Raw genomic sequence first — 12,869 nt, forward strand, 5'->3', positions numbered from 1 at the left:
CCGCCGCCGCATCGGCTTCCCGCCGCCGGCGCCGGGCCGGGGCCTCGCCGATGCCGAGCTGCTCGCGCATCACCTTCGGATGCACCTCCTCCACCGCGCCCTTGGGCAGGGTGCCGAGCTGGAAGGGGCCGTAGGCGGTGCGGATCAGCCTTGTGACCTGCAGGCCGAGATGCGCCATCACCCGGCGGATCTCGCGGTTCTTGCCCTCCTTCAGGCTGACGGTCAGCCAGGCGATGCCGCCCTGCCGGCTGTCCAGCCCGCATTCGATGGGGCCATAGGCGACGCCCTCGATGGTCAGGCCACGGGCCAGGGCAGCGAAGGCGCGTTCATCCACATGGCCGAAGACCCGCACGCGGTAGCGGCGCAGCCAGCCATTGCTCGGCAGTTCCAGCCGGCGGGCCAGGGCGCCGTCATTGGTCAGCAGCAGCAGCCCCTCGCTCGTCAGGTCCAGCCGGCCGATCGAGACCACGCGGCCGATCGCCGGCGGCAGGCGCTCGAACACCGTGGGGCGGCCTTGCGGGTCCTTGTGGGTGGTGACCACGCCATCCGGCTTGTGGTGCCGGAACAGCCGCGTGCGTTCCGCCGTCGCCACCGTCTTGCCGGCAACGGAGACCCGGTCGCCCGGCTTCACGAAGGTGGCGGGGCCTTCCACCTTCTTGCCGTTCAGCTTCACCACGCCATCGGCGATCAGCTTCTCCGCATCGCGGCGGGAGGCGATGCCGGCGCGAGCCAGGTATTTCGCGATGCGCTCGCCGCGCTCGGCCTCCTCCTCGGCGGCTTCGGGCGGCGGATCCTGGGGCTCATCGGTCATCGACGGGCCGCCTCGACGAAGGCGGCCAGGATATCCGGGTCGCGCGGGTCCACGGCATATTCCGGGTGCCATTGCACGCCCAGCGCAAAACGGTGGCCGGGCGCCTCGATGCCCTCCACCACCCCGTCCGGGGCGCGGGCATTGACCACGCCGGTCCCGGGCGTCGCCACCGCCTGGTGATGCGCCGAGTTCACCGCCATGTGGCGGCCGCCGACGATGCGCGCCAGCAGCGTGTCCGCGGCGATGGCCACGTCATGCCCCGGCTCGGTGCGCGGGTTCGGCTGTTCATGCGCCAGCGCGCCCGGCACCTCGTCCGGGATGTGCTGGATCAGCGTGCCGCCGAGGGCAACCGCCAGCAATTGCTGGCCGCCGCAGATGCCGAGCACCGGCATGTCCCGGTTCAGCGCGGCGCGGGTGGCCGCCAGTTCGAAATCGGTCCGCCCCGGCTTCAGCGTGACCTTCGGATGCGGCGCCCCGCCGCCCCACAGCGCCGGGTCCACGTCGAAGGCGCCGCCGGTCACCAGCAACCCGTCGATCGCGTCCAGATAGTCCACGGCGAGTTCGGGGTGATGCGGCAGCGCCACCGGCAGGCCACCGGCCGCGATGATGCTGGAGAAGTAATTCTGGCGGAGCGCGTACCAGGGCAGCTTGGACCAGCCGCCGGCCGGTTCCGCATCCAGGGTCACGCCGATGACCGGGCGTCTGTTCATGCGCGCGTCATAGCACGTCCGGCGCCGGCATCACGCGGCCGGCGGCGGATTTCGACAGGGGCCTCGACCGGCTGCGCGGGCCGGGGCATGCAGGGCGGATGACGCCGATGGAGATCGCCCTGCAGGAAGCCCGCGCCGCCGCCGCGCGGGGCGAGGTGCCGGTCGGCGCCGTGGTGACGGACGCTGCCGGCCAGGTGCTGGCGCGCGCCGGCAATGCGGTGGAGGCGCTGCGCGATGCCTCGGCCCATGCCGAGATGCTGGCGCTGCGCGCCGCCGCCGCCGCGGTGGGCGAGAAGGTGCTGCCCGGCGCGACCCTGTGGGTGACGCTGGAGCCCTGCGCCATGTGCGCCCAGGCCATCGCGCATTTCCGGGTGAAGCGCCTGGTCTTCGGCGCCTATGACCCGAAGGGCGGCGCGGTGGACCACGGCCCCCGCCTGTTCCACCAGGCCACCTGCCACCATGCGCCGGAAGTGGTGGGCGGGGTGCGGGAGAATGAGGCGGCGGCGCTGCTGCGGGGGTTCTTCGCGGGGCTGCGGTGAAAGGGGGCGACCTTGACGCGGCAAAGTGCACCGCGTAACGATCTTGTGACATTTACGATTCGTTCCGGATCGTCCGTCTTGGGTTGGGAGGGTCACGCCGGATGGTCGCCTGGACGGAACAGGATGCAGCGCTGTTGTCCGCGTCCTGGATCGGCGAGCGGATCCTGGTGGCCGCCTTCCACGGCACCGATGGGCTGGGCGTGGCGCCGCCAGGCACCCCCCGAGTCGAGACCGATGGCCTGCTGAGCCCCGCCGCCGAGGCGATCGAGCGGTTGCAGCCCGAGGCGCAGAGGGCGCTGTTCACGGCGCTCGGCCGACTTGGCCCGGATGCCCTGGACCGCCTGGCCGCCCTGCGCGCGGACTATGCCGCGCCGATCGTGGCGGCGCGCCGCGATGCCGCCGCACCGGCAATGGCCCTCGGCGCCGGCGATGCCTGGCGCCCGATGGCACTTGCCGGCGCCATCGTGGTGCTGTTGACCGTGGCGACAACGGAAGTGCGGGTTGCATGGGACAGCGCCGCCGGCCTCGTTGCCGCGGAGATCCACAAGCACCCCGGCGTGCCGGCCGAGGTCGCGGCCATCGTGGCGACCGTCGCAGGCGTTTTTGCCGGCACCCAGCGAGGCGGCACGGCGCCCACGGCCGAGCCGCCGGACATTCCACCGGCCGGCACGTCGCCCACGGCCGAGCCGCCGGTTGCAAAGACGCCCAACGGCAAGTCGCCCGCCGCCAAGGCACAGGGCGCAGCCGGCAGCGCCAAGGCCCTGCCGGCCCCGTCGCAGAACGGACCACCGCCCCGGACCCTGCCGCTCGACGACGCGCAGGCACTGCGCGCGGAAGTGGAGCGCCTGGCGGAGCGGGATGGCTGGCTGGACCCGGATCGCTGGAAGCAGGGCCGTCTGCCAAGGGCAAGCCACTACCCCGGCGCCGCCAGGTTCGATGATTCGGCGCTTCCCTCGACCCTCGGCCTCGGTCTGATGCGGGTCCAGGACAGCACGCACAACGCGCCACGCTTTCGTGTCGCGGCGCGGCTCGGCACACGGAAAATCCTGCTCCCGCGTGCGATTTCCAGGCTGCGGGCCACCTTGCACGACCAGTTCGGCCATGCGGTGAGCTTTCGCTCAGCCACCCCCGCGGTCGCGCTGGCAGGGTCCCTGCAGAGCGGCTCCTCCATCGCCGCGGAGACGGGTGGCGTCGGCGCCGTCGCCCTGCTTCTGGCCGATCCGGAGGGGCGGAACTTCTTCGCGCTGAGCGCCGGACACGTCTTCCTCGACCGCAACCGCACCGCCCTTCTGGGCCATGATGTGCATTCGCCGGCCCTGCCGGAGGACCCGAGAACCCGAATCGGTACGGTCGCTCACGTTTCCTTGTTCCCGACCCGCGAAGATCCCGCGCCGACCGGCGGAGACCTCGGACTCGTGAAGATCTCGGATTCCGGCTTCCTGCCGACGCCGGACAAGCGCCAGCTCTTCGATCAGAGAGTGTTCCGCCGCGCGTTCTATCCCTTCAACCCCGAGACGGTGTCGCAGGAACTGGCTGTGGTGAAGGCTTCCGCCGCCACCCCCTTCGCCCAGGCGACGCTGACAGCCATCGACGTCACCATCAAATACTTCTACCCGATGACACGGCAGATGTTTGCCGCCACGGGCCTGCAGGAAATCACCCTGGCCGACTCGGATGAAAAACAACCATTTCGTCTCGCACCGGGCGACAGTGGCGCATTAATTTGCGTGGATCACGAGGGCTACACGCCACTCGGCCTCATCGTGGCGGGGTCGGTTCTGGCGCCGACGCCACCCCCCGGCCATATAAGTGCAAGAATTGCCCGCGACCGAGTGGTAGGCTACGTGCAGACCTTCCACGAAAACATCCACCTTCAGGGCTTGGGGATCCACTAGATGGCCGCGTATCGAGACGCCCAGGCTGTCCGCGACCTCATCCTGCGGGAGGGCGACAGGCTGTTCGGGATGGAGCCAAGGGCCGTCGGCCTTTTCGTCATCGCGCAGGGCGATTTCGGCGTGAAGGTGACGCTGCCGAGGCCGGGGCGTGACCTGCCGAGAGAAGCGGCCGGTGTCCCGCTGCGGATCGATATCGAGGTTGTGCCGGCAGAGGCCCTCGGCGCGGCGGGCGGCAGCTGGTCCTCCTATCCGCCGGCCAAGCAGCGCCGCACCGGCTAAAGCAGCCGCCCAAGCCGCAGCGCCACCAGCACCCCGGCGACGGAGGCGGCGATCAGCGCCAGGGCCATGGCGAAGCCGCCCGGCTCCTCCACCCCCGGCACGCCGGTCACGTTCATGCCGAAGATCCCCGCCACCAGGCTCGCCGGCAGCATGGCCGCGGAGATCACCGACAGCACCAGCAAACGCCGGTTCGTCTCCTCTGCCGCGCGGGAGGCGGCGTGGTCCTGGGCAATGCGGCCGCGCTCCAGCACCGCGGCCAGGGTCCGCACCGCGGCCCGCGCGCGCCGGCCCTCGTGCAGCATCGGCCCGGCGAGCGACGCGAGGGATGGCGGCGCGTCCTCCTCCAACTCCTCCAGCGCCTCGACCAGCGGATCCAGCTGGCGCGACAGGCGCAGCGCTTCCCGCCGCACCGCCGCCAGGCGGTCGCGCGGCGGGTCGTCGCCGGGGCGCAGCAACTGATCCTCGATCCGTGCCATATGCTGCGCCAGGACCGCGATGCCCTGGGCGAAGGCGGAAATGGCGTGGTGCAGCGCGCGGCCCAGCGCCGCCTCCGCCGTCTCCACCACCGGTGCCTGCAGCGCGGCATGCACGCCGCGCAGCGGATGGCGCCGGGCGGTCACCAGCAGGCCGGGCCGCAGCGCGAAATGCAGCAGGCCCACCGCCGACGCCTCCCGATGCTCGGCATCGTAGTGGCTGTCCGGCAGGCAGCCGAACAGGGCACCATCGGCCGCCTCGATCCGCGTCGCCTCCTCGGTTTCCACCAGCGCCGCGCGGGCGGCCTCCGGCAAGGTGGGCAGGGCCAGGAGGAACTGGCGGGCCCTTGTGTCCACCAGGTCGAAATGCAGCCAAAGCGGCTGCCCGCCGGCCAGTACCCGCTGGCGAACCGTCTCCGCCTCCAGCTTCTCGGGCACCAGGCCCAGCCGCCAGGCGGCGATCAGCCCATGGCAGGGCGGCAGGCTGGGGATCATGTCGGGCATGGCACCTGCGGGGGAGGCTTCCCGGACCTTATAGCCCTCGTCGGGCGCGTGGTCAGGCCGCCTGGTACACGCCGGCGGCGCGCGGATCCCACCACCAAAGCGGTTCGGGCCCCACCATGACGCCGCCCTGGAAGCGCGGCGCCGGCCGGTGGCGGGCCTGGCCGGCCAGCACGGCATGGCCGCGCTCCGTCACCTGCCAGGGCGTCTCGCGGCTGATCAGCCGGCGCGGCCCGGTGGCCAGGCGCTGCGCCACCTCCTTCACGATCAGGTCGGTGACGTGGAACACCGGGTCCGCCCGGCGCAGCACCTGGAAGGCGGCTTCCAGCCCCGTCGCACCCTCCGCCACCGCGCGCAGCAGCCGGCGTTCGGTCAGCGCCAGGCCGTCGCTGCGCCAGGGCAGGTCCTGCAGGTGGCGGCGCATGGAAGCGGCCAGGTGCGGCAGCGGCAGGCTGCGCCGCGCCAGCCGGTCCAGCGCCGTCGGGTCCGGGCTGGCGAAGGCGGCCCAGGCCTCGGCCCCGGCCTGCAGCTGCAGCGCGGTCAGCGGCTCCGGCTGCAGCGCCGCCAGCGCCTCCACCGGCATTTCCGCGAAGGCCTGCCTGCCATCCGCCGGCATCAGGAACAGCCGGCCCTCCAGCGGCGCGCGGTCCGCCAGCAGGGACAGCACGCGGATCAGCACCGCCTGGTCCCACAGATCATGCTCGAACCACAGCAGCACGCGGTCGAACCGCGCCAGGCTGCCGAGCGCCATGTATTCCCGGCCCAGGCGCAGCCGCGCCTCCTGCGCATCCACCCCGGCATGCAGCGCGATGACGCGGGCGCGGCGGCCGAGATAGGCCATCAGCTCCCCATCATCCACCGCGCCGACGCAGACCGGGTCGGCGATGCCGTGATAGGGGCCGGTCCAGCCGGCTTCGGGCAGCAGGCGGCGCAGATCATCGCCGCAGCGGAGATGGGCCGTGGTCATCCCCCCGCATGCCATGTCCGGGGCGGATGGGCGAGCCCCGCCCGTCCGCCCCGCCCCTCACCCCGCGGCGCTGCTACAGGCGCAGCCCCAGGCGGCGGATCATCACGCCCTCTTCCTCATACTGCCGGCGGGCAAAGGCCGCGTAATCCGCCGGGTTCAGGTAGAAGGGCGCCATGTCGAAGCGGTCGAGGATGGCGATATGCGCCGGGTCGTACAGCGCTTCCTTGAAGGCGTCGTGCAGGATCCGCAGTCGCTCCGCCGGCATGCCCTTGGGCCCGGCCAGCCCGTAGGGCGAGGCGGAGACGATGTCGATGCCGCTCTCCCGCAGCGTCGGCACGTTGGGGAAGCGCTTGGCGCGTTCCGCCGTCCAGGTGGTCAGCAGCCGCATCCGGCCGGACAGCACGAGTTCGGACCAGCCGGAGCTGTCGGCGCTGGCCTGGATCTGCCCGCCAAGCAGCGCCTGGCTGTTCTCCGCCCAGCCGCGGAACGGCACATGCGTCCATTCGATGCCGCGCTGGCCGGCGATCTGTTCCATGGTGATGTGCAGCGAGGTGCCGACGCCCGGCGTGCCGTAGTTCACCTTGCCCGGATTGGCCTTGGCGTAGCTGAGGAATTCCTCCAGCGTCTTCCAGGGCGCATCGGCGGCAACGACGATGCCGAACAGGTAGCCGGTCAGGTGGATGACCCAGCTGTAGTCCTCCAGCGGGTTGAACAGCGCCCGCTGCGCCATCTGCGGGTGGCGGAACACGCTGATCGGCATCTGCCCCAGCACGTAGCCATCCGGCCGCTCCGCGGCCAGCGCCTGCGGGCCCAGCACGCCGCCGGCACCGGCCTTGTTCTCCACCACGATGGGCTGGCCCAGGCGGCGGCTGGCCTGTTCGCACAGCACGCGCATCTGGATGTCGGTGGTGCCGCCGGCGCCCCAGGGCACGATCATGCGGATCGGCCGGTTCGGGAAACGCTCCTGCGCCAGGGCCGGCGCAGCGATTGCCGCGGCGCCGAGGCCGAGCGCGGCACGGCGGCCGAGGGTGAGACGGTCGGGGTGATTGATCAAGGTACGGCCTCCCTGCCAGATGCCGGCCTTGGGGCCGGTCACGCCCTGATCTGGTATCGCGCCCCGCGCCGCGCCGCAATCGTCCCGGCGCGGCGCCGCATCGCCCCGGCCGGGCGCGGCGGCGACGATCGCGCTCAGTTCATGAAGACGCGGGCGGACAGCGCGGACTGGAAGATCAGGTTCAGCAGGTCGCGGGTGATCTGGAAGTTCTTCGGGTCCAGCCGCGGCAGCGCGATCAACTCGTCGCCCGGCGCCGGGCCTTCCTCCGGCTCCAGGATCAGCTCGCCGCTCGCCTTGCGGATCATCACCTGCGCCTCGCTGCCGCGCTCCGCCAGGCCGCCGGCGGCGCGGATGTAGTCCGGGATGCGCATGTTCGGGCGCCAGACCACGGCCTGCGGCACCGCCACCTCGCCGGAGACGAGCACCGTCTGCACCCGTTCCGGGATGACGACGACATCGCCATCCTCCAGCCGCACATTGGCGCAGCGGCCGCCGCGGTCCATCACCACCAGCCGGCCTTCCGGCCGGGTGCGGCGGGCGCGCTGGATGTAGGTGGCGACCAGCTGCGCCTCCGCCGCGCGGATCTCGGCGACGCCGGTGGTGGAGGAAACGGTGAGGAACAATTGGCGTTCCAGCCGGTCCATCGCCTCATTGATCACGCGCGTCTGCTGCGCGGCGACAGAGGGGCGCAGCAGGAAGACGCCCTGCGGGTTGGCCAGCTGCGGGTCCACCGCGACATAGTCCAGCAGGGTGCACAGCGTGGTGTCGCGGTCCGCGATCAGCACGGAGGGCCCGATGCGGCTGCCCTCGATGGAAACGCGGACGGTCGGCGCCGGCGCGTCGGTGATGAAGGTGACGGTGTCCTGGTCCAGCAATTGCAGCCGCGCCAGTTCGCGCACCGTGGCATAGCGCGCGAAGGGCTGGCCGTTGCGGGTGCCGCGCACCACGGCGTTGGTGGCCGATGGCAGCGGCGAGGCCAGGCGCAGCAGCTCGTCGCCCGCCATGGTCCGGCCGCTGACCTCGAACAGGAAGTTGTTGCGCACCGCGCCATCCGCCCCGACCATGGCGCCCTGCGGCGCAACCACCACCGTGTCACCTTCCTGCAAGGTGATGTTGGGCAGCTGGCCGGTCAGCAGGAAGCGGTACAGATCCACCCGCGCCACCGTGCGGCCGCCGCGGTTGATGGCGATGTCACGGTAGGAGCCGCGGCCGGGGTCCACCCCGCCGGCGCGCGTCAGGTAGTCCAGGATGCTGTCCGACCCGGCGCCGAGGTGGCGCCCCGGCAGGCGGACATAGCCGGCGACGAAGACGCCGACCTGGCTGGCGTTCAGCAGCACGGCATAGACCTGCACCTGCTGCGAGTAGACGCGGCGCACCTCCGCCTCCACCACCCGCTGCACGTCGCCGGCGCGGGTGCCGGCCATGCGGATCGGGCCGATCTGTGGCAGGAACAGATTGCCCTCCGGGTCCACCACGCCGACCACGGACGCCTCGACGAAGCCCCAGACGGTGACCGAAATGCGGTCGCCCGGGCGGATCACGTAGTTCGGGTTGGGCGTGTCCGTCGCGGAAGCCGCGGCGCGGGTGAACAGCGCCGCGCCGAACACCACCGTCGCCGGCCCGGCGACCCGCGCCGGATCGCCGATCGGCCCCACCGCGATCGGCCCGCCTTCCGCCGCCGTCGCCGATCCGGCGCGGGAGGTGGTGATCGGGTCGGTGTTGCCGAGCAGCGACGGCAGCGTGCCGACGCTCGGGCCGCGCGTCATCGCCGCCGGCACGCCGGGCGGCGCCACCTGCGCCTGTGCCAGGCCGGGGCCCAGCAGCGCCAGCAGCAGCAGCGCGCGGCCGGCCAGCCGGCGCAGCGCGAAGGGGGCGGAGGGACGGCATTGGGTCTGGAACATGTCGGGCAATCCGGAAGAGGGGCCGGCATGGTGCGGGCCGGCCAGAGGGCATGCTGGCGCGGGCTGCTGCGCCGCGCCAGCCGGTTGGCCGGGCCAGCGCCCGGCCGGCTGGGTTTCAGCTTGCGTGCTCGCGCGCCCCGGCCACCAGCAGCCAGCCCACGGCGTAGAGCACCGACAGCCCCACCAGCAGCGTGATCGTGTTGAAGAAGGCCTTGGGATAGGTGGCACGCTCCGCCAGGTTCGGCTCCACGACCCGCATCAGGAAGACCTGCTGGCGCTGCGCATCGGCCCGCGCCGCCTCCAGCGAGGCGATGGCCGAGGCATAGATGCGCTCGGCGAATTCCCGCTCCAGCTGCAGGCGCTCATAGCCCGAGATCTGCTGCGTCAGCGTCTCGGTGCCGCTGGTCCGGCGCGCGCGCTCCAGGCCGATCTGCGCCGACAGCGCCGCGATGCGGTTGTTCAGCACCTGGATCTGCGGATTGTCGCGCCGCATGAAGGCCTGCTTTTCCTGCAGCTCCGTCCGTGCCTCGGCCAGCGCCGCTTCCAGCCGCGCCACGGTCTGCACGGCGCTGCCGGCGGCGGCGGTGGGGTCCAGCGTCTGCTCGCGCTCGCGGAAGGCGGTCAGCGCCTCACGTGCCGCGAGGACGCGACGCTCGGCGATGGCCACCTCCTCCCGCCCGACGCGCAGCGTGTCGGCCGAGGTACGGGCGGAGAAGCGGTTCACCAGTTCCTCGGAAAGTCGGATCAGGCCCTGCGCGATCGCCAGCGAATCCTCCGGCCGGTAGGCCAGGACCTGCAGCGTGGCGATGCCGGTCTCGATCTCGTATTTCACGGCGACGCGGCGGCGGTAGTATTTCAGCAGCCGCTCGGCCGCCGGATCCTCGTAATGCAGGCGGGAAATCAGGTCGGCTTCCGGCCGGCGCCAGATCGCGGGCAGGTCGAGTTCGCGCTGCAGCCCGGTCACGGCATCCAGGCTGTCGATGAAGGACACCACGGCCTGCGCCTCCTCCGCGCCCGGGCGCATCGACCCGGCGGTGGCACCGAGGATGCTGGCAAGGCCCGCCCCGGCCCCGCCGCCGCCACTCGCGCCCGGACGGCCGCGCACCAGGATGCGCGCCTCGGTCTCGTACAGGTCGGCGGCGTAGAAGGTGTAGTAGCCGGCGCAAAGCAGCGTCGGCAGCAGCACCAGCAACGCATACCAGGCAAGCGGCGTGCGTGGCCGGAGCCGCGCCAGCAGCGCCTGGCGTGGCCGCCTGGCGCCGGGCCGCGATACCGGCTCGACGCCGGAGGCGGTCAGGGTTTCAGAGGGCTTTATAGGTGGCGACAGCTTCATCGACGTCCTCGAAGAAGGTCAGGCTGCCTTCATTCAGCACCGCAGCCGAGCGGCAGTACAGCTTCAGGTGTTCCGGCACATGGGTGACCAGAACCAGGGACCGGCCTCGGGTCTTCTCCGCCAGGATCTGTTGCGCCCGGTTGACGAAGCGCTGATCGCCCGTCGCGGTCACCTCGTCGATCAGGTAGCAGTCGAAGTCCACGGCAAAGGACAGCCCCAGCAGCAGCCGCCCCATCATGCCGACCGAGTAGGTCCGGACCGGCATGGCCATGTAGGGGCCGAGTTCGGCGAAATTCTCGACGAAGTCCAGCACCTTTTTGAAGGGCTGGTTGTAGATCCGCGCGATGAAGCGCGCATTGTCGGAGCCCGACATCGTGGTCTGCAACCCGACGCCGTGCGCCAGCGGCCAGGAGACGGACATGCGCCGCTCGATCCGGCCGGAGGAGGGGTGCTCCACCCCCGCCAGCATCCGCACCAGGGTGGATTTGCCGGCGCCGTTGCGGCCCAGGATGCCGATCGAATCGCCCGGGCGGATGATGCCGGAGACGTTGCGCAGCACATGCTTCTTGCCGCCGCCGCGGAGTTCGTAATGCTTGAAGACGCGGTCGAAGTAGATCATGGCGCGGCGTCAGAATTCGAGGCGCGAGCGCACGGCACGCACCGCAGCCAGGCCGAGCAGATTCACCCCAAGGACCCAGGCAAGCACGTAGGGAAAGTCGTAATAGGCCGGGATCAGGTCGCCGAACATGCCGTCGCGCACCATCTCATGCAGGTTGGCCTGCGGGTTCCAAAGCAGGGCCTCCCTGAATTCCTTCGGCATGCTGTGCAGGGAGAACAGCGCGCCGGAAAAGGGCAGGGAGATGTAGGTGTAGATGTGGACGAAGCGCTCCAGCATCTCCCACCGGGCGCAGCCGGCAGCCACCAGCAGCGACAGGCCGTTCGCGAAGGCGAACAGCAGCAACATCGAGCCGACCACCATCGGCACCGATTGCGGCGTGAAGCCGATCACCCACAGCGCACCGGCCAGGATCACCACCAGCACGCAGGTCACCGCGGACATCTCCAGCAGGTTGCGCGCCAGCAGGATGTCCAGCAGGCGGACCTGCCGGTGGTACATCAGGGAGGAATTCGCCTGAAAGGCCGCAGAAGCCCGGTTGATGATGGCGCGGAAGGCGAAATAGGGCGCGTAGCCGACGACCGCGTAGAGGAAGGGCGGCACCGGCCCGCCTTCCCGCGTGAAGGATTTCAGCGCGCCGATCCCGATCGCCAGGATCAGCGGCTCCAGGAACAGCCAGAGGAAGCCGAGCTCGCCGCGACCGAAGCGCGTCTGCAATTCGCGCAGCAGCAGGGCGTGGATCACCCGCCCCTGGACCTGGAAGCCCTCGATGGTCTGGGCAAGGCCGCTCTTGCGCTGCGGAAAGCCCTCCGGCAGGCCGTTGGTGCCGCCGGTGTAGGTGCTCATCGGATCCTCACGGGCGGCCGGCGCCGCCGCCGCGCAGCAGCGGGCGCGCCTCCGCCCAGCTGCCATCCGGCGTGGCGCAGACCAGGCGGGAGCGTTCGACCATGCCGGCGCCGACCAGCAATTCGCGGCATTCCCGGCCACTGGCGGCATTGTAGGCGCGCACCAGGCGCACCTGGGCGGTCTGCCCATCGGCCAGCGTCAGGCGCTCGGCCGCCCCGGGCCGGGCGCGCCCGGCAAAGGCCACCACCGGATCCGCCGGCACCGCCGGCGCCGACGCTGGCGCCGCGGCGGTGGGGCCGGCAAGCGAGCCCAGCCCCCGGGCGCAGCCGGACAGCGCCAGCATCCCCAGCAGCAGGGCCGTGACACCGCGGCGCACCGCGCCGCGGCCACCGGGCGTGCCCTGTTCGAGAGACGCGCCGAGGGACCCAGGGTTGGCAGCCCCGGAAACCCGATCGCGGAAGCGCGGAATGGTCCCGAAGGCCGGTGTGCGATGCATCATGGCGCGGCAGACTAGCCGAAGCCCGGCCCATAGGCAAAATGCAAAAGGAGACGCGGGCGCAGCTCTGTCAAAACCGCAAGGTGCCGGACATCTTCCTGAAGCCCACCGAGGATCGCACGCTGGCGCAACTCCATCTGACTTCCGCACAACTGGCCGCCTACCCGCATCTGCCCGCCTTCTGGCCCGATCGTGCGGTGCGCGCCGGCCATCCGGCCGATGCCCTGCCGCTCGGCGCGCCGGGGATGGCGGCGCTGCGCTACACCCCGGGGCCCTTCCGGCCGCCCCGCCTGGCCGGGCGCGCCGTGCCGGTGCTGCTGGTGCTGGGCCCGGGGCCGGACCCGATCGGCGCGGCCCTCGCCGCGCGCCCGCCACAGGACCCTGTCCCGGTGGCGCGTGCGATGCGGGCGGTGCGGCAGGGGCGCATCGGCGATGGCGCCGTGCCTGG

13 protein-coding genes and 1 pseudogene are annotated in these 12,869 nt (G+C 71.7%); 4 read left to right on the forward strand and 10 right to left on the reverse strand.

The features are described 5' to 3' along the window. Positions 1-25 precede the first annotated feature (25 nt). Positions 26-811: pseudogene (locus HEQ75_RS19320) on the reverse strand (pseudouridine synthase); the annotation flags it as partial. Continuing rightward, positions 808-1,521 (reverse strand): gamma-glutamyl-gamma-aminobutyrate hydrolase family protein, encoded by a 714-nt coding sequence (locus HEQ75_RS19325; protein ID WP_168033761.1) that lies wholly within the window; start codon positions 1,519-1,521, stop codon positions 808-810. The gene HEQ75_RS19325 and the pseudogene HEQ75_RS19320, both read right to left, overlap by 4 nt. 98 nt (positions 1,522-1,619) lie before the next feature. Between HEQ75_RS19325 and HEQ75_RS19330 the strand changes: the two genes are divergently transcribed. The 3 genes from HEQ75_RS19330 to HEQ75_RS19340 all read left to right on the forward strand — a co-directional run bounded on the left by HEQ75_RS19330 (position 1,620) and on the right by HEQ75_RS19340 (position 4,234). Further along, entirely contained in the window at positions 1,620-2,060 is a 441-nt protein-coding gene (locus tag HEQ75_RS19330) for a nucleoside deaminase (RefSeq protein ID WP_168033762.1), read from the forward strand. 101 nt (positions 2,061-2,161) lie between these two features. Continuing rightward, entirely contained in the window at positions 2,162-3,955 is a 1,794-nt protein-coding gene (locus HEQ75_RS19335) for a hypothetical protein (protein ID WP_168033763.1), read from the forward strand. Then, a complete protein-coding gene (locus HEQ75_RS19340) occupies positions 3,956-4,234 on the forward strand; it encodes a hypothetical protein (protein ID WP_168033764.1) in 279 nt (92 codons plus the stop codon). Here the strand turns inward: HEQ75_RS19340 and HEQ75_RS19345 are convergent. From HEQ75_RS19345 to HEQ75_RS19380, 8 genes are all read right to left on the reverse strand, one after another. Then, positions 4,231-5,211 (reverse strand): CorA family divalent cation transporter, encoded by a 981-nt coding sequence (locus tag HEQ75_RS19345; protein ID WP_168033765.1) that lies wholly within the window; start codon positions 5,209-5,211, stop codon positions 4,231-4,233. The genes HEQ75_RS19340 and HEQ75_RS19345 overlap by 4 nt on opposite strands. A 52-nt stretch (positions 5,212-5,263) precedes the next feature. Further along, positions 5,264-6,175: a hypothetical protein gene (locus HEQ75_RS19350; RefSeq protein ID WP_168033766.1), complete on the reverse strand. Its 912-nt coding sequence runs from the start codon at positions 6,173-6,175 to the stop codon at positions 5,264-5,266. 73 nt (positions 6,176-6,248) lie between these two features. Beyond that, complete coding sequence (locus tag HEQ75_RS19355) at positions 6,249-7,229, reverse strand: tripartite tricarboxylate transporter substrate binding protein (RefSeq protein WP_209318652.1); 981 nt, start codon at positions 7,227-7,229, stop codon at positions 6,249-6,251. 134 nt (positions 7,230-7,363) lie between these two features. Beyond that, positions 7,364-9,130, reverse strand: a complete 1,767-nt coding sequence (locus tag HEQ75_RS19360) for a polysaccharide biosynthesis/export family protein (RefSeq protein ID WP_168033767.1) — start codon at positions 9,128-9,130, stop codon at positions 7,364-7,366. 115 nt (positions 9,131-9,245) lie between these two features. Then, positions 9,246-10,463, reverse strand: coding sequence for a capsule biosynthesis protein (locus HEQ75_RS19365; protein WP_168033768.1), 1,218 nt, complete (start codon positions 10,461-10,463; stop codon positions 9,246-9,248). Next, the gene (locus tag HEQ75_RS19370) at positions 10,432-11,082 is read right to left on the reverse strand and encodes an ABC transporter ATP-binding protein (RefSeq protein ID WP_168033769.1); all 651 of its coding nucleotides are present in this window, start codon (positions 11,080-11,082) and stop codon (positions 10,432-10,434) included. Before HEQ75_RS19370 ends, HEQ75_RS19365 begins: the two co-directional genes overlap by 32 nt. Before the next feature lie 9 nt (positions 11,083-11,091). Continuing rightward, positions 11,092-11,925: an ABC transporter permease gene (locus HEQ75_RS19375; RefSeq protein WP_168033770.1), complete on the reverse strand. Its 834-nt coding sequence runs from the start codon at positions 11,923-11,925 to the stop codon at positions 11,092-11,094. 7 nt (positions 11,926-11,932) lie between these two features. After that, a complete protein-coding gene (locus HEQ75_RS19380; protein ID WP_168033771.1) occupies positions 11,933-12,424 on the reverse strand; it encodes a DVU3141 family protein in 492 nt (163 codons plus the stop codon). A gap of 38 nt (positions 12,425-12,462) precedes the next feature. Here HEQ75_RS19380 and HEQ75_RS19385 point away from each other — a divergent pair. Further along, the coding region (locus tag HEQ75_RS19385) for a hypothetical protein (protein ID WP_209318653.1) at positions 12,463-12,869 on the forward strand (407 nt) is incomplete at its 3' end.

Origin of the sequence: Falsiroseomonas selenitidurans (assembly GCF_012103215.1) — a bacterium.
GTDB classification, from domain to species: domain Bacteria; phylum Pseudomonadota; class Alphaproteobacteria; order Acetobacterales; family Acetobacteraceae; genus Falsiroseomonas; species Falsiroseomonas selenitidurans.